General features: G+C 44.3%; 19 protein-coding genes and 4 pseudogenes. 11 read left to right on the top strand and 12 right to left on the bottom strand.

The window, feature by feature from the left end; genetic code table 11:
* Positions 1-439: 439 nt before the first annotated feature.
* Together ACSJJG_RS04780 and ACSJJG_RS04785 are read right to left on the bottom strand one after the other, a co-directional pair.
* On the bottom strand, positions 440-1,537 hold the full coding sequence (locus ACSJJG_RS04780; RefSeq protein WP_282885504.1) for an ISAs1 family transposase: 1,098 nt from the start codon (positions 1,535-1,537) through the stop codon (positions 440-442).
* Positions 1,538-3,306: 1,769 nt separating this feature from the next.
* Positions 3,307-3,859: pseudogene (locus ACSJJG_RS04785) on the bottom strand (IS1 family transposase).
* 74 nt (positions 3,860-3,933) lie between these two features.
* On the opposite strand from ACSJJG_RS04785, the gene ACSJJG_RS04790 reads away from it, so the two are divergent.
* The 4 genes from ACSJJG_RS04790 to tnpA all read left to right on the top strand — a co-directional run bounded on the left by ACSJJG_RS04790 (position 3,934) and on the right by tnpA (position 7,478).
* Positions 3,934-4,128, top strand: coding sequence for a hypothetical protein (locus ACSJJG_RS04790; RefSeq protein WP_189761205.1), 195 nt, complete (start codon positions 3,934-3,936; stop codon positions 4,126-4,128).
* Positions 4,110-4,574, top strand: a complete 465-nt coding sequence (locus ACSJJG_RS04795) for a hypothetical protein (protein WP_189761206.1) — start codon at positions 4,110-4,112, stop codon at positions 4,572-4,574. The genes ACSJJG_RS04790 and ACSJJG_RS04795 overlap by 19 nt, the downstream gene beginning before the upstream one ends.
* Before the next feature lie 352 nt (positions 4,575-4,926).
* A complete protein-coding gene (locus ACSJJG_RS04800; protein ID WP_189761207.1) occupies positions 4,927-6,867 on the top strand; it encodes a tetratricopeptide repeat protein in 1,941 nt (646 codons plus the stop codon).
* A 314-nt stretch (positions 6,868-7,181) separates the two neighbouring features.
* Positions 7,182-7,478: an IS66 family insertion sequence element accessory protein TnpA gene (tnpA, locus tag ACSJJG_RS04805; protein WP_189761483.1), complete on the top strand. Its 297-nt coding sequence runs from the start codon at positions 7,182-7,184 to the stop codon at positions 7,476-7,478.
* A 37-nt stretch (positions 7,479-7,515) separates the two neighbouring features.
* On the opposite strand, the pseudogene ACSJJG_RS04810 reads toward tnpA, so the two are convergent.
* A pseudogene (locus ACSJJG_RS04810) lies at positions 7,516-8,015 on the bottom strand (transposase domain-containing protein); the annotation flags it as partial.
* 3 nt (positions 8,016-8,018) lie between these two features.
* Positions 8,019-8,785 (bottom strand): IS5 family transposase gene (locus ACSJJG_RS04815; protein WP_282885503.1). Its coding sequence is split into 2 segments (ribosomal slippage): positions 8,019-8,410 and positions 8,410-8,785, totalling 768 coding nucleotides; the frame shifts between segments, so codons are not numbered across the junction.
* A 273-nt stretch (positions 8,786-9,058) separates the two neighbouring features.
* Here ACSJJG_RS04815 and ACSJJG_RS04820 point away from each other — a divergent pair.
* A pseudogene (locus ACSJJG_RS04820) lies at positions 9,059-9,709 on the top strand (IS630 family transposase); the annotation flags it as partial.
* Positions 9,710-9,736: 27 nt separating this feature from the next.
* On the opposite strand, the gene ACSJJG_RS04825 reads toward ACSJJG_RS04820, so the two are convergent.
* Positions 9,737-10,630 carry a LysR family transcriptional regulator gene (locus ACSJJG_RS04825; protein WP_189760764.1) on the bottom strand — a complete coding sequence of 298 codons (894 nt, stop codon included), beginning with the start codon at positions 10,628-10,630 and terminating at the stop codon, positions 9,737-9,739.
* 103 nt (positions 10,631-10,733) lie between these two features.
* Here ACSJJG_RS04825 and ACSJJG_RS04830 point away from each other — a divergent pair, with 103 nt between their 5' ends.
* A complete protein-coding gene (locus ACSJJG_RS04830; protein WP_189760765.1) occupies positions 10,734-11,360 on the top strand; it encodes an NADPH-dependent F420 reductase in 627 nt (208 codons plus the stop codon).
* 580 nt (positions 11,361-11,940) lie between these two features.
* Here the strand turns inward: ACSJJG_RS04830 and ACSJJG_RS04835 are convergent.
* Entirely contained in the window at positions 11,941-12,576 is a 636-nt protein-coding gene (locus tag ACSJJG_RS04835) for a TetR/AcrR family transcriptional regulator (RefSeq protein WP_189760766.1), read from the bottom strand.
* 290 nt (positions 12,577-12,866) lie between these two features.
* On the opposite strand from ACSJJG_RS04835, the gene ACSJJG_RS04840 reads away from it, so the two are divergent.
* Both ACSJJG_RS04840 and ACSJJG_RS04845 read left to right on the top strand, forming a co-directional pair.
* Complete coding sequence (locus ACSJJG_RS04840) at positions 12,867-13,610, top strand: SDR family NAD(P)-dependent oxidoreductase (RefSeq protein WP_282885646.1); 744 nt, start codon at positions 12,867-12,869, stop codon at positions 13,608-13,610.
* Between the two features lie 31 nt (positions 13,611-13,641).
* Positions 13,642-15,150, top strand: a complete 1,509-nt coding sequence (locus tag ACSJJG_RS04845; protein WP_223281819.1) for an MFS transporter — start codon at positions 13,642-13,644, stop codon at positions 15,148-15,150.
* Positions 15,151-15,404: 254 nt separating this feature from the next.
* Here the strand turns inward: ACSJJG_RS04845 and ACSJJG_RS04850 are convergent.
* From ACSJJG_RS04850 to ACSJJG_RS04865, 4 genes and pseudogenes are all read right to left on the bottom strand, one after another.
* Positions 15,405-15,767: pseudogene (locus ACSJJG_RS04850) on the bottom strand (YfjP family GTPase); the annotation flags it as partial.
* A 414-nt stretch (positions 15,768-16,181) separates the two neighbouring features.
* Positions 16,182-20,243, bottom strand: a complete 4,062-nt coding sequence (locus ACSJJG_RS04855) for an NACHT domain-containing protein (protein ID WP_189760768.1) — start codon at positions 20,241-20,243, stop codon at positions 16,182-16,184.
* Positions 20,244-20,256: 13 nt separating this feature from the next.
* Positions 20,257-20,664 (bottom strand): DUF6375 family protein, encoded by a 408-nt coding sequence (locus ACSJJG_RS04860; RefSeq protein ID WP_189760769.1) that lies wholly within the window; start codon positions 20,662-20,664, stop codon positions 20,257-20,259.
* 11 nt (positions 20,665-20,675) lie between these two features.
* The gene (locus ACSJJG_RS04865) at positions 20,676-21,578 is read right to left on the bottom strand and encodes a radical SAM protein (protein WP_189760770.1); all 903 of its coding nucleotides are present in this window, start codon (positions 21,576-21,578) and stop codon (positions 20,676-20,678) included.
* Between the two features lie 398 nt (positions 21,579-21,976).
* Between ACSJJG_RS04865 and ACSJJG_RS04870 the strand changes: the two genes are divergently transcribed.
* Positions 21,977-22,132, top strand: coding sequence for a hypothetical protein (locus tag ACSJJG_RS04870; protein WP_189760771.1), 156 nt, complete (start codon positions 21,977-21,979; stop codon positions 22,130-22,132).
* Positions 22,133-22,151: 19 nt separating this feature from the next.
* A complete protein-coding gene (locus tag ACSJJG_RS04875) occupies positions 22,152-22,925 on the top strand; it encodes a hypothetical protein (protein ID WP_399478412.1) in 774 nt (257 codons plus the stop codon).
* Positions 22,926-23,018: 93 nt separating this feature from the next.
* On the opposite strand, the gene ACSJJG_RS04880 is transcribed toward ACSJJG_RS04875, so the two are convergent.
* Both ACSJJG_RS04880 and ACSJJG_RS04885 read right to left on the bottom strand, forming a co-directional pair.
* Positions 23,019-23,705 carry an IS5 family transposase gene (locus ACSJJG_RS04880; protein ID WP_481088697.1) on the bottom strand — a complete coding sequence of 229 codons (687 nt, stop codon included), beginning with the start codon at positions 23,703-23,705 and terminating at the stop codon, positions 23,019-23,021.
* Positions 23,698-23,859, bottom strand: a complete 162-nt coding sequence (locus ACSJJG_RS04885; RefSeq protein WP_481088698.1) for a hypothetical protein — start codon at positions 23,857-23,859, stop codon at positions 23,698-23,700. The genes ACSJJG_RS04880 and ACSJJG_RS04885 overlap by 8 nt, the downstream gene beginning before the upstream one ends.
* A gap of 280 nt (positions 23,860-24,139) precedes the next feature.
* Between ACSJJG_RS04885 and ACSJJG_RS04890 the strand changes: the two genes are divergently transcribed.
* Entirely contained in the window at positions 24,140-25,171 is a 1,032-nt protein-coding gene (locus ACSJJG_RS04890) for an IS630 family transposase (RefSeq protein WP_282885471.1), read from the top strand.
* Positions 25,172-26,236: the final 1,065 nt, after the last annotated feature.

Genomic DNA, 26,236 nt, shown 5'->3' on the forward strand with positions numbered 1-26,236 from the left:
TAAAATCAAATAGTTATATAAATGTAGGATACCACACCTTAATTCATGGAGAAATACGCAAGAGAGAAGTGAAAACAGTAGGTTAAATTGTTCACACATAAAATAACCATAGAGATATGTCTACAGCTGGAAATAAAAAATACCACCATGAGATGTGGTGGCATGGAGGTGTTGGTGGTACACTGTTCAAGTAATCTTAACTACCGTTGTATAAAATATTGATATAATAAGATGCGGTGACTAATGAACTTCAATACTAAAGTAAGAATATTTACTCTGATATATTTGGTAATCGCATGTGCTCTTGCTCTACCAGTAATTGTATTTATCAGTGATATGATCATAAATGGCGTTGCAATTGATTTAATAAAAAAAGAGTACACATTTTGCGAATTCATTCTATTTAGAGGGCAGGGCGGGATTCCACTTTGTATTTAATTTAATCAAAGATAAGCTGACTACGGAATTCTGCTGACCACGTTGCTCTTCGACGTTTAGCCACTTGACTATCTTTTATACTGGTATTTTGTTTAATCACATTGAGTGCTATACGATTAAAAAGCGCCATTTGTGCCGCACCATCAGGATCTTTAAGCGAAATAGCATCTTCCCTAAAGGTGACATCCAAAACCCAATGCAGCTCATTTTCCACCGACCAGTGTCTTCTTATTGCTGTGGCCGCCAGTTCCGCATCTAAAGGCAATGAACTGACATACCAGCGTGAGTCACGATGGGAGGCTTGGCCTTTCACTTTGCGTTCACTGACTACTTCTATAACCGATTGTATTGAAGGCCATTTTTCCTGAAGCCCTTCGGGTAATGCCACAGGAATTTGCATAACGTGACGGAGTTCTTCTCGCCCATGACCTCTACTTTTCTCTGTAAATTCAACAAGCTCATGACTTTCATAATGCGCAGCAAAATGGGATTTAACAAACTCAGCCAGACTTTTCTGATTACCTTTAACGGCAACAATAAAGTCGCCCCCCCGCTGAGTAATTAACTCAAGCGTTTCTTTCTGGCAATGCAGCGCATCCATCGTGACGATCGCATCATCAAGCGCCAATAATTCAATCAGTTGTCTTGCAACCGGACCTTCTTTGCCTTTACTTTCGGCTGTCCGATGATACAGGGCAACACCGGAGTCCACATCATAAGCACTGACTATATGCAGGGCTTCAAACAGAGTCCCTTTACACGTCCCTTTCATCGTTTTTCCATCAATAGCGATAAGGCTTTTTCCTGCTTTGAGCCGGCGTTGATTTACCCAGCTATAAAAGGCTTCAACCAGGGCATCTTGTTCTATCATTTTGATAATATTGGCAATACAGTGACGACGAGGAATACCATGAGTAAAGCGCGTATATTTTTTAAGCCACTCGATTTGTATCTCACCAAATTCTTGAATCGATTTCCAACCTGATGCACCACATAACACGGCTGCAAAAGCCAAAAAAATCACATCCATCAATTCATGTTTTTTATTGATGTCAGAACGTGGGTCATCTATCTTGCTGATAAAATAAAAAATACTCATTGTTATGATCGCTATTTTTATGGAATAGCGTGATCTTAGCGTTTTAATGGGAGAAATAGCTATAAAAAGTCATATTCTGGTCTTTATTTAACCTCAATAACCTTGCTAAAAATGTGAGATCTCGCCCTGATTTAGAGGGTGGCTATATACCAAACTTGCGGCAATTGGTGCAGTGTTAGGATTTATCTTCTGGTTCATAGAATACAGAAAATACCGATATCGGGATGAATTAGATAAATACTTCAAACGCTGACTTAAATACCAACTCAAATCATCTACTCTGAGATGATAATGCTTTCCCTGAAAGTTAAAGGGCCGATTGTGCCCAACATATTGACAATTAACGAATATCCGCCACCGTGATAGCAAGTGATATTGACAATGAATTTGGTGTGTATCTTTTTTACTGCTGTTTGTGCATTCGGCTTTATCTCTCTGCGTTGTGCATTTGCTTAATTGTAGCGTCTAAGGTCTTGTTAATTGAGTATACAGCATCGATCATTAAATAATACCTGACCACCTCAGAGCAAATGATGCTGAGGTGGTCAGAACTAATACAGAGTCATGACGAAAGGACGGCAGGAGCGCTACCGTTCTGCGATTTTGTTATAAACAGAGTAGAATGCTGCCTCCTATTTGACTCTGTGTTATTATGCATTGAGTTACACAGTTGTGCCATGCTTGGCTATCTATAGGATATACTGAGCACGCCAAGGCATAAGTTTGCATTGAAGCTAAAAGTGTAGTGCCTGCTAACAGGCAAAGAAGAATGAACTTTTTCATTTTACTTACCCCATTTCACTGACAACAACAAAAACCAATTAACCCATTAAACCTATTTTCACCCAATAACAAGCGAATAATGCTTAACAATTAGTTACCATCTGAAACTAAAAGAAATATTTTTGTATCCATTCCCTGAGTGGCTACAGAAAACGAATGCTGCTACCCGTCTATGAGCGGTGTTGATAGGGTTTTGCATAAGTTTTGTGCTTCGGTAGTATCGAAATTCATCGGGGTTATATCAACCAATGCAGTTGATGATGCTAAATGAAACGAAAAAGCTGACAGCAATATGCCCATGAAGTAGACTGAAACTTCAATGATATTAATGAACAAAGGAGGTTTTGGTTATGGGAATAATTCTGATTCTTTTCGTTATTGCACTACCTATTGTTACTGTTTTGACAGTGGCTTTATTGATTGGATTAATTGCTGCGTTACAAAGTTGCAAGAAAGATAACAAACTATTTAGCTGGCTGCTTGTCATATTATTGAGTGTAGGATTTATCTTCTCATTCTATTACTTCTGCATCATTTGGTCTCAGGTTCCCGCTATCATTGGAATTTTTAGATAAAGTCATGTTTAGGCTTTAATAACCTTGTCACCTTCGTGAAGTGAACCTCTAATTGCGGCTAGGTATTTTTGTTTCAATGCAGGTGTTTCGGTTGCTCGTCAATCGATGCCCTGCGACAACATAGTTAGCTTAACCGCGGCTTTTTCGATTGCATTCAGCTCAAGGAATTAGAATGCCAAGGCTGCCGCTGCGTATGAAAAAATGATTGATTTAGTTGAACGCGAAAGAGAACGTGAATAGCGGTTGGAATGACGGCTACGAACCTATACAAGCATTTTGCTTAAAGGAGAAATTCATGGAATCTGCTCGTGATAAACGTACCCGTGAAATTGTTGAGGCCGAGAATCTTTGGTTGCTTGATAGCGTTGATACTGAAGGTTACGTAGGTTATGTTCCCAATAGTTAGATCGGTTAAACAAGGTAGTATTCACGCTCAATGAACATGCCTATCACTTTATCGTGTATTTCTTCGGATTTAGAATGGCCTATCGTTTTTCGATTCAGTCTCTTGATGCGAATACGTAGGGTGAGATTGGTTCTCTCGATACGTTGAGTAAATTTCTTTCTATGAAATGTTTTTTTTCAGGAAGACAATCGTAAACGATGTAATCATCCGTACAGTAGAACTGGATGTTGAAAGGAGACAGAAGAGCCAGCAATGTTTCCAACGTTTTCCTGCTGCGATCACCCAAGACATGTGCGATGACCCGCTTCATATTCGGTTCCCAAGCATACCAGAGCCAGCACTGATTTTTCTTGTTACCGACAAACGACCATGTTCGTCTATTTCAACAACAAGCTGCTCTTTCATACCGGGATTACAGGTTTGATAGGTATAGGTTAGTTGAAAAGTTTTACGGCAGGCGTAACAGTGATAGCGGGGATGTCCAGTGCGCCCTTTTCCATGTCCTTTTACCTCTTCTGTTTTGTGACAGTAACGACAAGCCACATCAACTTTAGCCATCTCTTACCCATAATAAAAAAGGGAAATTTATCACAACATCTAATCATTGGAAACATGACCAAAGGGGGAATGAAGTGACTTGGAGTGAAATTTATACAGCCATTAAGTCAAAATCAATTGATCTCACTGCTCTTGTTATATCAATGGCAGCATTATTTACTTCATGTAGCAATCAAAAATATGTAGAAGCAGCCTATGCAAACAACCAAAAAATAATAGATTACAGCAAAAAAATATTGAAAAAAACACAATGCAAGTTCAAGCCCTAGGGGGTAATAAAAAAATATTATCTATCAACATAATTTTCCCTAAAGGTTTCACCCAAAAGGAAGAATATATCGATTCTACTGAGCTTTTTTATCCAAGCCAGAATATGAATGTACTTATTGAAAAGATCTTTCCTAAAAACATGGCAGAAGGTGAATATTCCGTAGCTATACCAGTTCGATTTGTTACCAGATATGCTGCGGAAGGCGATGCATACATTGATAATTCTATTTACATGATGAATTTTTATATAAATGTAAAAGGGGAAAATTCTAAGCGAAGAATTTCAATAAATGACATTCAAATTACTTATGCTTCCAGAACCCCGATGAACCTCTTATACTACGCTCATTTATTAACTTTTGGTGAGATTGATGAAAATAATATAGATAAAATGTTTGAGGAAAAACAGTATAAAAAAACTATAAAATTTGTGGGGAGTATATAATGCAACAATACCCCCGAAAATCAGGTGCGGGTTGTTTGCGAAGCTTTATAAAAGTTGATACTGTTTTATCATGGTAGCTATCTTTATGGTAGCTATCTTTAGTTGAGAGTTAATTCACTTCTTCGCGTGTTCACTATATTGCTGGGTAAGAACAATCGAGTGATTTTTTGGTTTAATAACCTCCCGTTTGAGCGAAAACGGGAGATTTGTCTGCTTAAACTTGGCTTCCGAAGCCGCTGGGGCAATTCAACTCCGATAAAAGTTATTATTGCTTGACAATTAAAAATTTTATCTCTGAAATTGCACTGAATAGGCTAGATTCTCCAGCACATCTTCGATCGTAGGGTAGAAAATGCAACATTTAAATGATTTCCCCAAAAGAGATAGAAATCACAGAGTTGAAAGGCTTGCCATTACAGCTTTTGAAGGATTTCTTAGGGACTCAAAGGATTTTTTCATACAGAGTCAGGATGTTAATGACTACGGGGTAGACTATCAACTTGAAATAACAGTTAACGGTCAAGCGACAAATATCAGATTATTTGTTCAACTGAAAGGTACGGAACAAGAACTGAATTTTGATGGTTCAATTAGTATTTCAGTTAATAGAGCTAACTTGAATTACTTATTAATGCATCCATATTCATTTTATGTTTGCTTTCACGCTCCTACAAAATTGCTCAAAATATGCTTCGCTGAAAATATATTGCGCAATTATGAGCAGTCAGGAAAAAATTGGTCTGAGCAAGAAACCCTCACTGTGAAATTTGTGGATGATATATCTGAGTCACGTTTGCACGAAATATCCGAACTACTTAAACTCAATGCTCTTGCAACTCGGGATGCAAGAATAAACATAGTTACAAATCCAATTGAAAATGTTGCGGAGATAATTAGTAAAACTGTACCAAAGATTCATATCCCTGAAGATAAAAAATTAGTTCAAGAAATGTTAACATCATTATATGATCATAATCATGATGAAATAATTAGTGCTAATTTCCATGATTTTTTGGCAATTTTGGGTGCAGAACATCCTGCCATGATTTTCCCTTATATGTCAGAAATTAATAAGGGTATGGATGGAATGTGTCATGATAAAGGGCGAATTATTGATGGTATTCAGTACCTTAGATCAAGGCTATCTGAAGGAAAACTTACTAAAGGTAGTCTCTATTATTCTATTGGCAACGGGTTTACGGCTCTTAAAAAAGAAAATGAAGCTATTCAAGAATATAAAAATGCATTGGAGTATTTATCTGACGACAACCAATTAACAGCACAATGCTATAGAAACTTGGGAGGGAGTTATTCTGCTCTTGGAGAAGAAAATAAAGCATTGGATTGCTATCAAAAAGCACTTAAATTAGATCCTAATTTAAGTGAGGCAAATTATGCGGTAGGTGTTTACTACAATAGAAAAGGGAGTTATGCGTTGGCGCTTGAGTATTTCGATGCCATTATTTTTTCGCATAACACTCCAAATAGACTAGTTGGTGTAGTGCAGTGGCGAATCAATACTCTTTTTAATCTAAATGACTATCGTTCAGCATATAGAGAAATTAATACATTACTGAGTGGAAGCGAAAATAAAGATCAGTTATGGAAGTGGTGCTTAATGATAGTTGCTACTTTTTGTCGAACGTCTACAATTTCAGCAAAATTAAGCCTACCATTCTGGGAGCGTTTTTTAAATAGGTATCCACACAACCCTGATGCATCAAGAGAACTATTATTAGCAAAAAATTTTCTTAGAATGAATAATGATGAAATGGTCTTCTCTTATGATGACTTCAAAAAGGAATTTGAACTGTGCATCTTGGATGTTAAATATGAAGATACAGCATTTTTATGGGATCGTTTGGGTCATTGGGCTCAAGATGAAGATAAATGGTTGGATGCAGAATCATGCTTTCGAAAAGCCTATAACATTGATGGAGGGGAATATGGGTACTGCCTTGGTGTCGTTTTAAATCATCTTGGACGGTTTAAGGAGAGTTTACCCTTACTACTTGAACAAGCTGAAAAAATTCAACCAGATGATTTTAGTTGGTTTCAAGTGGCAATATCCTATGAGTTTCAAGGGCGTATACTTGAAGCTATCGAAGCTTATGAAAAATGTTTGTCTTTGAATGAAAAAAATGAACTGGCATTGTTTAATCTTGGTGGACTTCATTGGAATAACGATAACTTAGAAGAGGCAAGCCGTGTGTGGAAATTAGCCGTTATGTTTTATCCTGAGCATGAACTTGCGCATAAACTTCTCAGGGATATTCCGTTTATCCTGATTTGATAGTATTGAATTTAAGTTGGATACAAAATTGAATTTTAGATAAAAAATTAACTATCATGTCTTCACCCTCTGCTTGTTTCAATATGTATATTGGAGGCGTGTCACTTCTGGCATTATTCAGCCCAAATATACTTTGTCAGGGGTGCTGAACTGTCAGCAACCCCATGACATTCAGTCAGGTCAATTTAGCTCAACCAAAAAAAATATTCCGACTTTTAGAGGCTGCTACAGCGTAAACGCCCAATTAACCCCACATACCCGATGAATTAATCTTTTGTCATAGTGTGTTTTCTTCTGATAAAGGAAAAAACACCATGACACTGACTGAAAAACAACAACATTGGATAACCGTTATCGCAGCCCAGAAACAAAGTGGGATGACCGTGACAGCCTATTGTCAGCACCATGAGATTAACCTGGCCACATTTTACTATTGGGCAAAAAAACTTCGTCAACAGCAGGCGCCTCAACGCCTACATCCTGTGGTGGTTGACGAACATGCCGAGGCTGAGCAGACCGTCACGCTCTTTTTACCCGGCGGACTTCGGGCTGAGTTGCCGGTTGAGTTATCCACCGCACAGATACGCCACTGGATTGAGGCGCTACAATGATACCCGTCAGTACCCTTTATCTGGTTTCCGGTCAGACCGACAACTGCTTGGCATACGTGACTTCCCCCTGAAAACTGGGGCCAAATGCCACATCCCGGACCAGCCGGCTACGTAATGAGCTGAGTGCACATAATCGGACAATCGGGTATTCCGTTGTTTTTGTCGCACTGTATTAATCCGGCCAAAATGGTGGTCAAGCTCGTCTGTATCGGCGGTTCTGAACTGTGTCCCATCGACAGCATACAGCCTTAAACCGTGCCAGATATCGTGACTGTCTTCCTGCTTAACCCAGTGCGAGGCCGTAATGTCAAACAGTTTAGCTAAGGGTTCGTGAGTCAGTCTCTGACGCGCCTGAGGGATTGCGCTGGGCGCGACGGTTTCACCGGCACTATTTTGTACACTGAGATCCAATTTCGTGACCACTTCGGTGATGGAATGGTCACGAAAAAAGCCCATGGCAACGACAAGCCAAACCACGAGTTCAGCCGGTAACTTACGTCGTCGAACGCTGAATTTTTGTGTGGATTCTAGATTCTGTCGTCATGAAACATTCAGCCAAAGAACAAGACAACGAATTTGTACTGCGGCAAGAAAAGATGCGCGATTTTTTGCATAGCGCGTCGCGATACCCCGCCAGCGCTTAAGATGAAGAAACGCATTTTCAACTAAATGACGGAGTCGATAGAGTTCACGGTCGTATTCTCTGGCAACCTTTCGATTTTTCCGACTGGGGATCTGAACTTGCATGCCTTGTTGTGCCGCTTTTTCTACTATTGCGTTGCTATCATAGCCTCTATCTGCCAAGAGGTGCTCGGCATCAAATCCGTCAATCAAGGCCTCAGCTTGTGAACAATCCGCTGTGGTACCGCTTGTAATAACAACTCTGACCGGCATACCATGCGCATCCACGGCCAAATGTATCTTTGTATTGAGCCCCCTTTTGTGAGTCCCATCGCCTGATTACCGCCTTTTGCTCCCGCGGCATCGGGATGCACTTTAATATGGCTAGCATCAATCATTAACCACTCGAAATCAGGGGCATTCACTAACTGTTCGAGCAGTTTTTCCCATATCCCTTTATCTCTCCAGCGGCAAAACCGACGATGGGTATTTTTCCAGTCACCATAATCAGGGGGCAAATCCCGCCAGGGAGCGCCTGTCCGTAAAATCCAAAATACCCCATTGATAAAACGGCGATTATCTTCAGCAACACGTCCCCAAGCGCCCTGACGTCCAGGTAGATGAGGTTCAAGCAGAACCCAAATATGATCTGAAATATCGTGACGGCGGTGTGCAGGTATACTCATGGTTAATCAGCTCTTTTGATGGAAGAAGAAATATTATCGCATATCGCACAATTTACCTCATGACGATACTGTCTAGGGCCTGTTCAATCCATTCAAGCGGTATAGATTGCTGAAACGTCGATAATGACTTAGGTGCAGCAAATGTCTCCATATCGAGTAACCAATGATTAAGCAAAAAATACCCTCATGACCTAATAGTGATGAGGGTATTTTGAATTAACCTGAGGATCAGTCAATTGCTCTAAGCAGGTAATCCCTTAACTGAATGGTGTTACGCTTTATCGTGACTTTTGTCAGGTGGGTATTGTCTGGCGAAGAGCGGCGCCTACCATCAAAAGGCCTGATCCGGAGTATGACGAAAAAATGGCAAAAATCACCGAAGCCTTAGCCAACGCATCAGAGCAACAGCTTGTTTTTTATGAAGACGAAGTCGATATCGATCTGAATCCTAAAATCGGGGTAGACTGGTGTCTAAAAGGACAACAAAAACGCGTGATGACGCCGGGGAAAAACCAAAAGCACTACCTTGCAGGCTGCCTTGATGCCCGAACAGGTCAAGTGACCTATATCGGTGGTATAAAGAAAAACGCTGATTTATTTATCAACATGTTAGAGAAAATTAATCGTCAGTATCGTCAAGCCAAAAGTATCACGTTGATTTTGGATAATTATGGTATTCACAAAAGCCATAAAGTCAGGGAATGGCTAAAACAAAATCCTCAATTTAACCTGTTATTTTTACCGGTTTATTCACCATGGCTAAATAAGATTGAACGCCTGTGGCAATCCTTGCATGAAACCGTCACCCGAAATCATTGCTGTCAGTATATGTGGCAACTCTTAGCGTGCGTTGAAGAATTTATGATTGCATTTTCATTAGGGCAACAACCGGGAATGAAAAAAATGAGTGTATCGTTATTATGAAAGCTTATTTATTACCTAAACAAGATGTCAATATTGGCCGAATCGCTCTTTGAGGGCATCTATAAAGCAACGAATCTTCGCAACTGGGCGTTGGGTGGATGGTGTTAGAACGTGCATGGGACGCGCTGGGGTCTGATAATCCGTTAAGATTTGAGCTAAGCGACCACTATTGATTTCATTTTGTAATATATCTCTTGGACCAAGAGTAATTCCATAGCCTTCAATAGCTGCATGTAATAGTGCTTTCCAATCGTTAGAACGAAATCTTCCCTGTGGTTTCACTTCTTCCGCTTGACCCTCTTTGATAAATATCCATCTGCAAGGCATAGAAACTGTCCAAATACCGTAAATCAGGCACGAGTGCATGGACAATTCAGACGGTGAATTAGGTGTCCCGAATCGATTTAGGTAGTCCTGGGACGCGCAGGCTATCAATTGGTATGGCCTTAATCGATGAGCAATCAAGGAACTGTCCTCCAATTCCCCGATTCGAATCGTAACTTCATACCCTTCTTGTATCGGGTCAACTATGCGATCGCTTAATGTAAGCTCGATTTCTGTGTCAGTGTAACGTCCAAGATAGTCTGTGATAAAAGGTGTTAGTGATATTGAACCGAATGTCACCGGAGCATTAACTTTTAAAATACCTGATGGTGTAGATTTTAAATCATGGACAAGAGAGTCTGCCATCTCAACTTCCGCAAGAATTAACTGACATTGAGCATAATAGCGTTGACCTATATCGGTTAAATGCTGGCGACGAGTCGTTCTGTTGAGCAATGTCACTCCCAATCTCGATTCTAACCAAGCAATGTGTTTTGACACCATCTGTGCTGACATATTTAAAACCTCTGAGGTTGCTGTGAAAGAGCCTAGCTCAGCAGCTTTTACAAATACGGCCATACTGGTGAGTCGATCCATCATTCACTCCTGTTTGTTGATTAATATTGTGGGAAATGACGATTTATCTATTATTTGTTGTTTATTATGCTCCTTTCACACACAAAAGTGAAAGGAGAAGAACATGAAAATAGGTATCGTTGGGGCTGGTTTTGTGGGTAGAGCAATCGCTAAACTTGCACTAAGCGCAGGGCATGAAGTGATGCTAAGTAATTCGCGGTCCCCCAATACACTATTCAGTTTAAAACCGATGATAGGTTGTGAGATTGGTTCTCCGGAAGATGCAGCAAGTTTCGGTGATGTCGTCGTATTGGCTATACCTATGTCAGCGATTAATGACTTGCCTGCCAAGGCATTGCAATATAAGCAAGTCATTGATGCAATGAATTATTATCCTGAACGAGATGGGATCATTGAAGAGCTCGAATCGAACACATTAACCACGAGCGAACTCATCTCTCGGGTTATTCCAACTTCACATATAACAAAGGCATTTAATGCTATTCCGATGACGGAATTAGAGCAGGATGGTTTACCTAAGGGTGAAAATAATCGACGAGCTTTACCTTTTGCTGGTAATGATGAAAAAGGAAAGAAAATTGTTACTCAGTTATATGAGGAGTTCGGTTTTGATCCGCTTGATGTTGGTTCGTTATCTGAAAGCTGGAAGTTTGAAAGAGGGCGTCCCGTTTACTGTGTACGCATGAATAAAACAACGTTAGAAGAAGCTATTAAAAATACAATGCGTTAACATCTGGCCAAGTAATTATTGCTTGTTAATTCACCACAGTTTGGTACAGAAATGATTCAGCCAGAAATGGCTGAATCAAAGTGGATTTACCCCTATATTTACATACACTTTTTATCAATTAATCCATTATTGGTTCGACACAGTAGGTATTCTCATGGCGACCCCGGTAATTGTGCATCATTACTTTTAAGTAGTAGAGCAGATTGTCGACATGACGGTGAATAATGGGGAATTCGAAACACCGCTCAAGTCCTGAAAGTCGCCACAGCCACCGTCATGAAAACGTTAAAAACCTCACGTCCCGAAACGTAACGACACTATCCCTGAATGGAAATAATATTCAAATTATCTGTGAAATAGATAAGCAATGGTCGTTTATGGTCTTGCTTAAATTGAGTGGAATAAGTTCTATTATTACGTTTTGTCATTTTACAACTCAATAATGGGATTATATTCCGTTATTAAAGTATCTTGTTTAATTAAAGTAGATCAGAGTACATCGTGCTATTTTTAATGGACAAAACTATTAAGCTATGACCAATAGAAACCAAACAGGCTTCTATTATCGAAATCATTACACTCAACGAAATTGATCGTGATGCTCACAACTGTTGTTGACTTTACTATCCCAAACTTTCATTAGTTGCGTAATGGATGACTCGAGAACACTCAGAGGAACTCCATCCCTAGCTAAAGTTGAAAATCCTGACAGGAAGCTGTCAAACATTGCAGCCATTACGGCTGGGTCCTTTTCACTTGTCAATTCACCGTTGTCTATAGCTCGCTGAATGCAGGCAGCGAATCCTTGCCGTACTTGTCCTCTGGCATCAGCCAACAGTTTTTGGATATGGTCATGCTCCGGTGAGCAAACGCTCGCTGACAGTACCAACAAACATCCAGGAGGATGGCTACATTCTGTCTGCATTTTTGCTGAGCGACGTAGAGTTAACTCAATAGCCTCTTTGGGAGAAAGCGTTTGATCCCAAAGGCTCATTCTTACTTGTCCATACGTATCGGTATAACGGATTACCACCTCTTTAAATAATGCCTCTTTGGAACCAAAGGCCGCATAGAAACTGGGAGCGGAGATACCACCCATCCCAGCTTTGAGTAGGCTTAGAGACGTTGATTCATAGCCATACTCCCAGAACAATAACATTGCTTGATTGATTGCTTCATCACGATCGAAAGTACGGGGGCGACCCATCTTAGCCATAACCATTTCCTTATTAAAAATAAACTTAAATACTATTCAATATAAAAATCATTGACAAGATAGCTTCATCATCATTACATTTTATATCAATTGGTATATAAATAATAAGGAGCCGCTTTGATGCACGAAAACACCTCTACATTTCCAGGAACAGAAAGTGAACGCCTGCCAATTCCTGGATTACCTGCACTAATGACGACGGGTTTTGCGAGCCACAGGAGCACATACCTTCCAGTCATTGAGATTTACTTGTAAATGACCTTTCATCTTTAACCATTATAGGAGTTTTAATCATGAGCTCACTCGCAGGAAAAGTCGCTCTCGTCACCGGTGGTAGCCGCGGTATTGGTGCCGCCATTGCGCGCATGCTAGCCGCACATGGTGCAGACGTTGCCATTACCTACAGTGCTTCCAAAGACAAAGCAGAGGCTGTCGCGACAGAGATTCGCGCACTTGGCCAACGTGCCGAAATCATCGCCGCCGATGCGTCCGATGCCACCCAAGTTATCGCCGCCGTGGACACAACCATCGCCAGGCTCGGGCAACTTAATATTCTGGTCAACAATGCTGGCAATTTCCTGACTGGAACCATCGATCAGCTCACGATTGACGATTTCGAGCGCACCATATCGGTCAATCTACGGGCCGTATTCGCGGCCATGATGCAAGCAGTCAAATATTTGCCCGATGGCGGACGCATCATCTCTCTAGGGAGCTGCCTCGCCCCACGTGCGGGGCGAGCCGGTATCAGCCTGTATGCCACTAGTAAATCTGCTTTGGTCGGTTTGACTAAGAGTGTCGCGCATGACTTGGGTAAACGCGGCATCACAGTCAACCTGCTCCAGCCGGGTCCAATCGACACCGATATGAACCCAGCCGATGGGCCGGGCGCGCCTTCAAATTTGGCCAAATTGGCTCTGCCTGCCTACGGCCAACCCGAAGACATTGCCGCTACCGTACTCTACTTAGCTAGCGACAGCGGACGTTATATCACCGGTGCAGTGATCGACGTGGACGGCGGTTTCAACGCTTGAATCGATCCAATCCAAACGGAAGAATACCATAATGAAGAAATCCGATACTGGCATGCGCCGTTGGTTCCTACTCCTCACTGTCTGCCTAACTGGCATCTTGACACCACTCTGTTTTACCGGTCCGGCAGTAGTATTACCATCGATTCAGCAGATATTGGGCGGTACACCTAATCAGCTTAGCTGGGTGATGAACGGCTATATCCTGACCTATGGCAGCCTGATGATGGCAGGGGGAAGTCTGGCTGACACTTATGGGCGCAAGCGGATCTGGTTGCTCGGGCTGACGCTATTCATCGTAGTCACATTTATCATTCCCTACGCGCCGTCAGTACTGTGGATAGGTGTGTTGCGTCTGTTCCAAGGCGCAGCGGGAGCCGTAGCATGTGCTGGGGGTATTTCAACCCTAGCTCAAGTCTTCCACGGCTCAACTCGCACCCGTGCATTCAGTATCCTCGGTACATGCTTCGGTGTTGCTCTGGCTTTTGGCCCATTGGCCGCAGGTTGGTTGGTTGATACTGCGGGTTGGCGCTGGGTATTTTTGGCAACCGCACTGCTCAGTATCATTAGCCTGATTTTGGCACTCTTCACCGCTGACGAGTCACGCGACCCACAGGCTAGGGGTTTAGACTGGCCTGGAGCAATTAGTTTCACCGGCTTCCTGACACTGCTGACTTACGGGCTGCTACGTGTACCGGAGCACGGTTGGAGAGATACTGGCGTAGTGGCGTCTCTGGTGGCAACCATGATATTGTTCGTCGCCTTTATCATTATAGAGAAACGACAGACTCGCCCTATGCTCGATCTATCGTTGTTCGCTAACACCCGCTTTGTAGGCGTACAACTGCTAGGTGCTTCGCCCGCGTTTTTCTATATCACGCTGATTGTGATCCTGCCAGCACGTTTCATCAGCGTAGATGGTTACAGCGCACTGGAAGCTGGACAAATTATGATCGCTTTATCAGCGCCGCTGCTGGTGGTACCTTTCATCGCTGGAGTGCTGGCTCGTTGGATATCGGCGGGTGTATTGTCGGGTATTGGCCTGTTGATCCTGGCACTGGGCTTGGCTCTATTGGGTCATAACCTAGCCGGAGGTGCTGCTAATGGCGTATTACACTGGCCAATGCTGCTGATCGGCGTAGGCATCGGCTTACCGTGGGGTCTGATGGACAGCCTCGCGGTCAGCGTGGTGGAGAAGGAACGAGCGGGTATGGCCACAGGCATCTTCAATGCGATCCGTGTATCGGCTGATGGTTTAGCACTGGCTGTATTTGGTGTGTTATTGGTGATATTGATCCAGTCTGGTTTATCCGACATCGCTTCCAACACAACATTGGGTCAAGCAGCCAGCCGTGCTGCTATTGGCGACTTGGCTGGTGCCAACACCTTGCTACCTGGATTAGAGGACGCGGTGCTACGCAGCTACGATGCAGCGTTTCGCACTACCTTGTTCATTCTATCAGGAGCTTCCGTGCTGACGGCGTTGATGATCTTGGCTCTGCTAGGCCGGGTCAATGGGCATAACGAAGGTGTGCCCGCTTAGGCAAGTCATGGTTGATGCAACTGTCTTTGTCTACTCGCTAAAAGAATTTTCCAATTTGAAATCGAGAAATCCCACCTTTATAACATGAGAAAGGCCGTGCAAATTTGCGCGGCCTTAAATTTAGAGTATGAATTTGAGCAATTTATTCATCAACCTGAACATGGATATCAACTCCTCCGTCAGGGGCAGTGATTGAACCAGACCAATTTACACACGCAGGGCTATGACCATGCATTGCCACTTCAGCTTCCGCTAACCCAGAGTACCAAATCTAGTTCGGGAAGGATGCGACGATACAGTGCGGTGTATTCTTCATCGCGTTGCTCGCTTTCACCCACACCCGGCAAATCAACAATCATCAGGCTGTGATTGCCATTACGGAGGCGAAAACGCAGCACGTCCCGGGTACAGGCCTCAACATTGCTGATAGGTGTAACTTCTCCCTGGAAGAGAGCATTGCAGAGACTACTTTTACCCGCACCGGTTTTACCCATGATGCCGATTACCGGTTCGTACTGCGTAAGGCAATGAAGACGTTCAAGGATGAGGCTGCGCAGGGTATGAGGCAGCGAAGCCAGCGGTTGTTCAAAGGCCTGAAGGCCGTCAGATTTTTGCATAGGGAGATCTCAGCGTGAAAAACAAAAAGCCCCGCGATCCGGTAAGGGATGCGGGGGATTCGCGGAGATAATATCTGTCTGAAATTATTTGGAGTGCTAGCCAAATACCAATGGCTTCGATTGTGACGATTTTAGAATGCCTAGCTGACAGATTGCTCTGTACAAAAAATGGACGTCACTAGTTCATCCCTCGACATATGCTCATACTGAATAGCGGACATCATCTTACTGAACGGAGACCCTCTATTATGCTTCGTCTGTAGAATAACCTTCCCGTCAGTATGAGCATGTCTATCGTTAATGCCTCTATCTGGTCCGGACAGAAGGCTTCGAAGCGAAGCCCCTCTTCTTTTCAGATGAGACACCGAATAAGGTCCTCAAAGTCTGCGGATGAAAGATTTCTGAAGTCGTAACTCATATAGCGACTCCGTCCGCAATATTTGGGTTACTAGCACTCGAAGCTATCTGATGGATATGAATACGCTTGTGAATATGTTGGTGATTCACGTAATACCTGTGCAAATTGCGCGTCTTGTTGGACCGATAATGAAAACCACGCTCCCCCCACATAAGCCATACCAATACCTTACTGGATTGCATCAAGTAGCGGTCAAGTAGATCACGACGTAGATAGCTGACAGAGCCACTGACGTCCGAACCATATTCGCCAACTTTGCGGTAAAGTGATGCCACACCTGCAGCATCATGCAAATCCCATTTGTTTGCACGGTACCTGAGATTCAAAGCCTCACAAAGTTGCTTTGAGGGCAGGCTCGCACCGCTGCTTTGGTTCTCCACGCTATGGTAACTCTCCCAGTTGTAGTCCTGCACGGTGATATCTACCGCAACGCCACTGCCTGACCATCTGTCTGCGGACACCAAATTTTCATCGCTATCATCCTCTTGTTCATTTGCGACTAGCAGCCCCGGAATCGACGAGAAAGGCATCTCACCCGCATAGGTGTAATAGTAGCCAGGAGCATCAGGGATGGCGCTATTGCCAGGGTATTCAAGATTAGTGAACAACCTACATAGATTGTCAACTTCTTGGCTATCTACGAATACTCCTCGCAGGAAAGTGAAAATCTGTCGGTCATCCGAGGTAGCATTTTGCTCAATAAAACCGTCAAGAAGGATCCACGGTCCTGCCATACCATCAACTTCTGTGAGTTCAAGGATGCTTAGATAGTCAGATTGCGGACCTCTTACAATCCAATCGCCAGCATCTGTCAACTGATCGTTGAATAAGGCCGGTAGTGGCAAATCAATGCTCTCAGCCTCTAGTGGGAACGTTGGATCGATATCTGCATCTGATGGGCGAGAGCTGCGGTCCTCGGAAAGAAGACCTTGCGCGTATCGTATTCCCCACATCTCGAAGTAAGCTATCCAGCTGTACTTTTTCCCATATCGATCGATTTTGTGTTTGTCTTCTCCCATGCGGGGGCCGGAGTTCATTTGCCGGTCAACGGCTTCGAACTGCTCGGGATCATATCCAAGCATCAACATTCGCGAAACAATTGCCGACAGCACCCGTTGATATTCTGGGTTGCTATCATCGTAGTTCCAGCGATCTGGAATTAGTCTCCCTATCGTGTAGTTGCCGAAGTCCATTTGAATCGCTGCGTCTTTTGCACGTTCGATCACTGCCAAGTCGTAATGCGGCAAGACATCAAACGGATTAGGCAAATGGCTAAACGGAGGAAGCAGGTGCTTTGCCTCGTCCTCAGACAAGCAAGCCGGATCAACCATCCTTGCGATGGCAATGGTTCCCAGGCAGTACTGCTGATATAGGGCATGCCAAGTAGGATGTGACCCGCCAGGTGCGAACATCGATTCATAAATCTCACGAGCAACTTGGGGTAGTGCTTCACGCATCTCCACAGCATTCATATCCGACCAAGTGGTCAAAGCCGCACCGTAGGCTGCGGCGAACATTCTCTCGGTGACATATTGGTCTGAAACGGCAATCGACTCGACAGCCAGCCCGAAAAACTCTCTTGGCCGCTTGACTGCGAATTCATACAAGGTCTTGGTGGCCAAGTCGCGCAGGCTTCTGATCGTTGACGTCAACGTCCACATCACCCATCGTGCCCGACGAGTATCTCGCTCGTCTAGAACACTCGATTTCCATCGGGACGACAGGAAATTAAAGTCATCTTCAATTTCCTTAGGTCTCTCTCTAACCCACTCAGACCAGAACAGGTCTCGCTGCGTATTTGGCATGGCCAAGAGCACGCCATGTGTGAAATCCATGTCAAACGGATGCGCTCTTGCTGCCCTGGTGCTACGAAGTCTCTTGAAAGCTAATCGTGCAAACGGCTTTGATTCCTGCATCGCGCATGCAAACTGTTCAACCGTTTCTCGACTGATGTGACGTGGGTCTGATTGCGCCGTCAACAACAGGGCGTTCATGATTAGATTCTCGTCTAGCAAGTCTTGCCAAAGCGAGCGGCGGCCACGATGTTGCGGATACAGGCCAACCAGAGCCCGAAATACATCATAGGCAAAAGTGTGCGACCCAGACTCACGGAATTGAAACTGCGCGAGTCCCTCGTTGCTTTGCAGCCAATGCACCAAGTCAAGTTTAGCAAGCAGGTGATGCGCTATCATATGTCCGGCCATCAGGTCGTATGAAAACGCGATGCCCTGGACGCCTTCTCCAGAAGTCGTTCGAACGAGTACGCCTTCGGACTCCAGCGCGCGAATGATGCTGACGTCCCAACGGCCTACGTCTCCAACTGCCGCCCGTGCCGTTTGGAACTTCACGCTTCTCGCGTTGCCATCCCAAAGGAGCCCCGCTATCGTCAGTAGTACATCTTGCACCTCTTCCTGATAGATACGATGCGCCGCCGGTGAAAGCTCAGCAATTCGTGCAGCGACCTTGTCGAAGTGAGCATCGAATAGGCTTGTAAGCGAACTGGGCAGCGCCTCCACCCCGACAAGGTGCTGGCGCCGAGGGTTCGCCACCTCACAGAAGATTTTCAGCGTCAATGGGTGCTGCAAGAACTCGATTGGTAGATCCGCGTCAGTGGCATCGATCCTGTAGTACTCAAAGTACTTCTCAATGGCCTGCTGCGGGGCTTCTTGGAATCCGTTGTGCTCAACTAGAGAAAAGTCCTCTGGCAGGCACATCGGCGCGAACTCATTACGTAGAGTGACAACCAGCAGAACATAAGGAAAGCCCTCCAGAAACTCCTGCGCTCGGGCGAGTTCATCTCTCCAGTTTCTTGGGTCTTCTGCTTCATTCAGACCGTCAATGACTATAGGGATGCGCTTGCCCGCGCGTTGACCTGCCGCATCAACGGCCTCAACCAATCGGTCGAAGCTTTCCGCAGGTCTCCCAGATATTTTGAAAGCAGACACAAGATCGTCAAGACCCTGGCCTGCGTGAAGGTTCTTGCCCAGTAGCAAGATACCACCGGGGAAATCTCCATCTGGCTCCGTCACCTTAACGGCAAGCTCGGATTTTCCTTCTCCTGCAGCTGCAAGAACGGCTACGGCTCGAACGCTGATCGATTGTTCCAGACTGAGCATCACCGATGAAAGTGCATGGATATCCGCAACCAGATTTGCGGTTAACGGTGCTCCATCTGAACGAGCCCCTCGCAACTTCGAGAGTAGCCTGTCATAGCGCACCGGTTGAGGAGGATTAGCAGCCAGCATATTTTTTATGGCGTCGAAGTCACCGCTGCCGAGTGCTGTGTGCAGGTCATCTAACAGATCAGCCGATTCGTTGGCTCTAGCCAAGAGTGAGTCAACTTCGACTTTGAGTTCAGCTTTGAGTTGACCTGTTAATGAAACAATATCCGAGCAATTTATCTTAAGGGAACTGGCGAGCGTCTCTAACGATTTCCATACACTTTGGGCACCCAAATGCCTAAGAACCTTCTCCTCGGCTGCAACGGCAACATGAACTTCTGGTTGGTAACGGCGTTTGAACGGAGCCGCAGCGAGCTTATGCTGCTCAGCAAGTAGCGCTGGTGTCAGAACAAGCTCACCGAAGTAAGTCTCTCGAAATAGAGCTCCAGGTCCGACGAGAAGTTCCTCTATATCCTCAGCAGTCAGCAGCTCCAACTTAAGTTCAGGGAAACTATCTTTCTCCAGTGCGAAAAACCACTCTTGGTCATCTTTTGTCAGGGTGTGGCGTGTCCAAAGTTTCCAATTAGTTACACCTGGGACATATTTGCGCGTCTTCTCGATACCCTCGACGATTATCTTGCGGCGTTGGGCTCCCAAACCTTGTCCATTTGCCAGTTCATACCATTTGCATTGCCAGCCAATCCAGCGCGGTGGTGTTCCGAGAGCACAAGATTCGGTCAACTCAAGGTGGAATTCTACGCCTGGCTGGTTTGCGAGTTGCTTGAAGCGCCCGAAACATCCGTAATGTCGACGCACCAAAGCACGGCAAAGCTTCTCAAAATTTTCATCTGCTGCACCGGGTAGGTTGCTGAATACATCCCAATTTGCTTCAGGCATCGGCATTCCCCTATTAGTTTGCGTCGTCGGAATCGGACGGATAGTCATGCGCTGAGAAAACTTCAACCTTTGCCCCAGCTTCGATAAACAGTTTCACGAACGCGGATACCTCTGCCTCATCAGTCGTTATTGTTATTCTATCTCCTTCACGACTTAGATGATGATCCGACACGAATTGGCCAAGATCAGTTGGTCCTAAAGTGTTGAGTTTTAAACTGCAAAGTAACGAGAGCATCTCGTCTGAAAACCGTTGATTCTTTGGCTCATCAAAAGAGATGGAGTAACAATCATCTTTCTCAGCTTGAGTTCTGAGCTTGCTAATATCCTTCTCGACCTTCTCTGCATCTTGCTCTAGCTTGAATTTTCCGATGAGAACTAAGTTCATCGAATGCTCAGAACCATATCCGCTCCAAATTTTCATTACTGTACCCCTTATTTAATATCTAAGGTATTTCGAAGTCGCTTAAGCGCTGACAGAACACCGGTTTCGCCAATATCCATACCTGTGGTTGAATAAGAATTCATACGCAATATGCCGGAAGCCTCTATGTGCGCGTAGGCTCGAAGGCCAGTCTCATTAGGAAGAGGATCGCATATGGGTAGTCCTGACGCTCCCACCTCACTTACTGCAAGTCGAACCTCTCCTCTATAGTTGGAGACCCAGTTCTTAAGCTCTCGGCCGACCACTTCATCCATACTTGCGACCGCGTTAGTTGCTTGCTGAGGCAACAACAGCAATTCACTAGCTCCAAACTGTTGCGCCAGCTCAGTTACTGCATCAAGCTCAAAGACTGTACGTTCGTTTATCACGACGTTGATTCCAAAGGACGACAATGTTGCAATTGATTCAATTCCCTTAAGTAAGTTGGTAAACGGTTTTCCGCGCAGTTTTTCATAGGTACGGCCTGTCCCGTCAACGCTAATACGCGCGAAGTGAATCGAACCTTTGAGGTGTTTAACTAATTGTTGCGACAAACGGTGACCATGAGTCGTGAATGTCACGGCAAGCTGAGTTTCCCCCGCAGCCCGTTTGCATATTTCGACGAAATCTGGATGGAGAGTTGGTTCCCCTCCGCCAAATCCGATGCCGAGGCATCCTTCAGTATCCAACTCCTTCAACCAGTCAAGAACTTGGTTAGTATGCAGCAATGCCTTGTGCTTGGGTGCAAAACAATGCGTACAGTGGAGATCACAAAGGTTGGTGAGTGCCACTGAAACTTGACGGGGAGACATCGACCAAACCGTCTCCTGAGGGTGCAGTTCGTCTAAGAGGACATTCAGACCTGTATTTCGATCGAAGAAATGCACTCCGTTTGGCCCGATTCTGGACTTCATAACACAAAGTTCCCCGCTGACTAAAATCCACAAAAGTAATAGTATTTAACATCATAGCGAGAAATCCTTTTAAAAGGATTGCGTAAGGTCCACTTTTCGCTCTCGCAGACCTTCAGCGTCACGCGCTTATCTGCTGTATGCCAGAAGCAGGCATGGTTAATACTAGAGTTTCTTAATCACTGGCCAGCTTAAGTGACACGAATAATCCTCTATAGCCAATACCGGCAAACTTAACGAGCAAAATACAGACAGTGTGTTCCTCGCATATGCCACAAAATTGGGGGTAGATCAAGAAACGAGCAGGTAAAACAGTAAGGTAGGAATCCCTGTTTAGATCCTTGTTCATTGAGAGCGTAATATATTTTTTGCGCTGTAGATTTTCTTCATGGATGTCTTTTGTGATCACGCTGCAGATGAAGAAAATAAGAATTAAGGAGCAGATCCGTGACCAGAATTTGCAAAGCCGAGATCCAGAATTTCCGAACTATCCGCTTATTGAGCTGGCAACCTTAACCAAGCCTCAACTGCCTGATTGGCCCAGGAGACAGCGGTAAGACCACTATTCTCGATGCGATTGACCTTTGCCTTGGTGCCCGCCGCAATATCAGTTTCGCCGATACTGATTTTTATGGGCTGGATGTCACCCAGCCCATCAGCATCACGCTGACACTTGGCTCGTTGCCCGATGCTCTGATGCGCTTAGATTCGTACGGAAATTATTTACAGGCCTTCAACCGCGCAAACGGGTTGGTCACCGAAGAACCTGAACAGGGTCTGGAAACGGTTCTTTGCTTACGTTTGGCGGTGGATAGCGAGCTGGAGCCTGTCTGGTCGTTGGTATCACAGCGCGCTCAGGCACAAGGGCAGGAGCGCAATATTGCCTGGAAGGATCGGTTGCTGTTAGCCCCAGCCCGGCTCGGGGCTTATGCTAGTTCCAACCTGTCATGGACACGCGGTTCTGTACTCAATCGCCTGACAGCGGAGCGGCCAAATCTTGGTGCTGAATTGGCCAATGCGGCACGCCAGGTCCGAAATGGTTTCGGAGATCAGGCCGGTGTACAGCTGGCAGCAACACTGCAAATTGTGACCCAGAAAGCCAATGAACTTGGCGTGCCTGTAGGTGGTGGCACCCAGGCATTGCTGGACGCGCACGCCGTATCGATCGGAGACGGAGCCATTGCGCTACACGATGCTACAGGGGTGCCCTTGCGCTCACTGGGAACAGGCTCATCCCGTCTACTGGTCGCAGGTATGCAGCGTGCAGCAGCGCAGCAGGCGTCTGTCGTTCTGGTCGACGAAGAAAAGAGCTCACTGGAGAGCTATCTTACCTCATGCCATTGCGAATAAGTTGGCAGCGTCCGCACTTAACAGTATTCCCGTTGCTCAACTTAGGGCGACTTTTGAAGCTCCGGATTGTGAGCGTTTATTAGGTTGTGTCCCTTAATTATATAATCTCCGGTAAAAGAGCCGAATGCAGCCTAATTTCACCATGGACAGGTCGTTCCGCGCTGTCTTTTCATAACGTGTTGCGATACGCCGATTTCCTTTGAGAAAGCCAAAACAACGTTCGACAACATTCCCGTTATGATAAGCCTGTTTATCAAATTGAACACGACCATCACTATTTCCTTTTTCATTGATTTTATAAGGAATAATGCTCTTTATTCTCAATTTTCGCAGGTAGCCGCGGAATTTTCCTTCCGAATAACCTTTATCTGTCAATACGGCTTTGCCACGCCGTTTCATAAAGCCATTTTTGCGTTGTACGCCAATGCCGTCGAGCAAGGGGATTGCAGTTTGGCTTTCATGGGCTTGGCCCGCCGTCAACATCAGGTTGATGTGGGAACCCTTTTCCGTCAGTAGCCAAGTGGATTTTGGTGCCATAACCACCGCGTGAGCGACCCAACGCATGATCCGCAGCGATATCGGGATGTTTTTTTTCGCCCCGGCGGCGTCTTTACTGGCTCGCACGTTGCTGCCATCCAGACAAATTTCAGACCAGTCTATCAAGCCTTTTTCATCCAAAATGGACAGTAATCGGTTAAAGATCTTGTTGATAATGCCTGATTTTGACCAACGGTTAAATCGGTTATAAACCGTTTTCCAGGGACCGTAGCGGTCAGGCAAATCGCGCCAGGGCGCACCTGAACATAAACCAGAACATCCCATTCATCCCACGACGGTGTTCAACATGTGGACGTCCTGCCTGCGCTGAACGGACAGGCGGTAAACAAGGTTCTATCACTCTCCAGGCGTCATCAGAAATGTCGTAGCGTGCCATCTTTTTGTCCCAGTATTAAAATCAACTGGATAATAATACTATCAATTTATATTAAGGGGCACAGCCTAGCGCTATCAGTCGCGTCCCTTTAAGAGAATAACTTCAGAGTGATTTCTACGCTTTATCAAGTTGTTATGTTTCTCATGACCCCAGGTGTGCTGCGGGTTTCGCTGTTGTGAGTGGAGTTATTATCCGTATTGATTAGTCGGTATATGTAATATATACCAATCGTCATTGAAGATGCTTGATTTTTTATCCTAATCCGATCATGCTTGCGACCATGAAAATTCATCTGACACCAGAACAAAAACGCGCCCTTGAATTGATGCATGACACCACTCGAGACAGTCGAGTCTGTGATCGCATCAAGGCCGTGCTTTTGGCTTCAGAGGGCTGGACAGCTCAGATGATTGCACAGGCTCTACGTATTCATGAGAGTACGGTAAGCCGTCACCTAAAAGATTTTATCGCACAGGAAAAGCTCACGCCGGAAAATGGTGGCTCGGAAAGCCATCTCTCTGCCGAACAAACTGCCGCTCTGATTGATTATTTGACGACAAATTTGATGCATACGACCACCCAAATTGTGGCCTATGTCCAAGTGCGTTGGCAGGTTTCTTTCAGTGTGGCTGGCATGACGAAATGGCTTCACCGCCAGGGTTTCAGCTACAAAAAACCCAAGGGCGTGCCGCATAAATTCGATGCAGATAAACAGCAACAATTTATTGATGACTACCAATCGCTGAAAAGTAGAGCGGGTCAGAATGAGCCGATCTTATTTATTGATGCGGTGCATCCTTCCCAGTCCACAACGCTCAGTTATGGCTGGATGAAAGCCGGAGAAAATCAGGTAAAAGTCGTCGAAACCACTGGTAGTCGTACTCGTCTCAATATTCTGGGTGCCCTCAATTTACAACGCATTGAAGACACGGTGATCCGTGAATATCCGAGTATCAATGCTGAAAACATCGCGTATTTTTTCGGGGTGCTCAGGGAAACTTACCCGCTTTCGCAAAAAATCCATCTTATTCTGGATGGTGCGGGTTACCACCGCGCCGAGTTGGTGAAAGAGATGGCGTATGTCCTAAATATTGAGTTGCATTACCTCCCGCCTTATAGCCCAAACCTCAATCCGATAGAGCGATTGTGGAAGTATATGAATGAGCAAGTGCGTAACAATGTTTATTTTCCGGATACGAAAACATTTCGTGAAACCCTTCGTCACTTTTTTCATGTCACTTTGCCAGAAAAAGCAAAAGAATTGACGACTCGACTGACTGATAATTTCCAGATTTTAAAACCATCATCTTGAAGTGAGATTGGTATATAATGTAATGGCAATTATAATAAAAAATAGAGTAACTCTTTTTACAGATGCCAGAGTTTCATAAGCTAACCATTTTATCCAAGCAGTAAAATCGTCGGAAGTTTCATTTTTTATTAATGTAAAGCTTTTGAGTAGGGTAATTTGCTCTGTAAATGTAAACAGTTTAATGATTGATTTCCTAATTTTTTTGTCATGAGTTAATCGCATAGCTATCCCAAATTTATCAGATTAAATCGTAATTTGTTTTTAATTCAGCATAATAAATAGCGTTTCAAAATGATAGGAGTATTCCTTACCCCGCGCGGAGCGCGGGGTAAGGAACGCCAACATCTGATACTCTCAGTATTATGAAAACCTATTTATAATAGAATGAATAGTAGTAGTTACTCAAGTATCACAATTAGATGAACTTAAAAACAGGATTTGGTCACGCATTAAATCCATTGATTAGCATACTGACCTCATTTCATCCCTGTGGGGCATCAAGAGATTTATTCGTCTTGTTTTTAAATAAAACTTATTAAGAATTGATAGAAAATAAATTAATGTTAAGTTATCGCTTTTTTTGCAGTGTCTCTATATCGCGACAATGATGTTTTTGGGTGTGTCAAAAAAGAGACACTTAATTCATTGATATAATTTATAAAATTTTTTTCTATAGTGAAGTGTCATAAATAGGCGACACTAATGTTTATTAAATTATGAATAAATACCGATAAGAAAATGCAATAAGTCTATATTTTTATTTATTTTCAATAATATCAATTGGTTAAAAATTACTTTTCAAATTGGCATGTAATATGCATAATACAGAGCAGTTGCTCATTCAACTTTGTTATGTCGGCCCGCAATTGGGTGGAAACATGCCACATAAGCCTCAGAATGATGCCAAAGTAAGGTGCCTACCGTCCAACTTAATGATACTCGCCTTCGGGCCTTATCAAACACAGGGCGACACGTGGAGTGAGGCACCGCCTACATGTTCACATGAAGGATCCTCACTGGCGGGATGGTAAAAAAAAGTTACTGTCCCGCCGTCATTATGGCAAC

Source organism: Xenorhabdus sp. SGI 60 (genome assembly GCF_056632175.1).

What these genes read in the sequence shown, in the direction of transcription:
- ACSJJG_RS04845 (WP_223281819.1), top strand. Translation starts at nt 13,642, where the DNA reads ATGAAGAAATCCGATACTGGCATGCGCCGTTGGTTCCTACTCCTCACT.
- ACSJJG_RS04855 (WP_189760768.1), bottom strand. Translation starts at nt 20,243, where the DNA reads ATGCCTGAAGCAAATTGGGATGTATTCAGCAACCTACCCGGTGCAGCA.
- ACSJJG_RS04835 (WP_189760766.1), bottom strand. Translation starts at nt 12,576, where the DNA reads ATGGCTAAGATGGGTCGCCCCCGTACTTTCGATCGTGATGAAGCAATC.
- ACSJJG_RS04825 (WP_189760764.1), bottom strand. Translation starts at nt 10,630, where the DNA reads ATGGATCGACTCACCAGTATGGCCGTATTTGTAAAAGCTGCTGAGCTA.
- ACSJJG_RS04830 (WP_189760765.1), top strand. Translation starts at nt 10,734, where the DNA reads ATGAAAATAGGTATCGTTGGGGCTGGTTTTGTGGGTAGAGCAATCGCT.
- ACSJJG_RS04800 (WP_189761207.1), top strand. Translation starts at nt 4,927, where the DNA reads ATGCAACATTTAAATGATTTCCCCAAAAGAGATAGAAATCACAGAGTT.
- ACSJJG_RS04890 (WP_282885471.1), top strand. Translation starts at nt 24,140, where the DNA reads ATGAAAATTCATCTGACACCAGAACAAAAACGCGCCCTTGAATTGATG.
- ACSJJG_RS04795 (WP_189761206.1), top strand. Translation starts at nt 4,110, where the DNA reads ATGCAAGTTCAAGCCCTAGGGGGTAATAAAAAAATATTATCTATCAAC.
- ACSJJG_RS04865 (WP_189760770.1), bottom strand. Translation starts at nt 21,578, where the DNA reads ATGAAGTCCAGAATCGGGCCAAACGGAGTGCATTTCTTCGATCGAAAT.
- ACSJJG_RS04860 (WP_189760769.1), bottom strand. Translation starts at nt 20,664, where the DNA reads ATGAAAATTTGGAGCGGATATGGTTCTGAGCATTCGATGAACTTAGTT.
- tnpA (WP_189761483.1), top strand. Translation starts at nt 7,182, where the DNA reads ATGACACTGACTGAAAAACAACAACATTGGATAACCGTTATCGCAGCC.
- ACSJJG_RS04885 (WP_481088698.1), bottom strand. Translation starts at nt 23,859, where the DNA reads ATGGCACGCTACGACATTTCTGATGACGCCTGGAGAGTGATAGAACCT.
- ACSJJG_RS04780 (WP_282885504.1), bottom strand. Translation starts at nt 1,537, where the DNA reads ATGAGTATTTTTTATTTTATCAGCAAGATAGATGACCCACGTTCTGAC.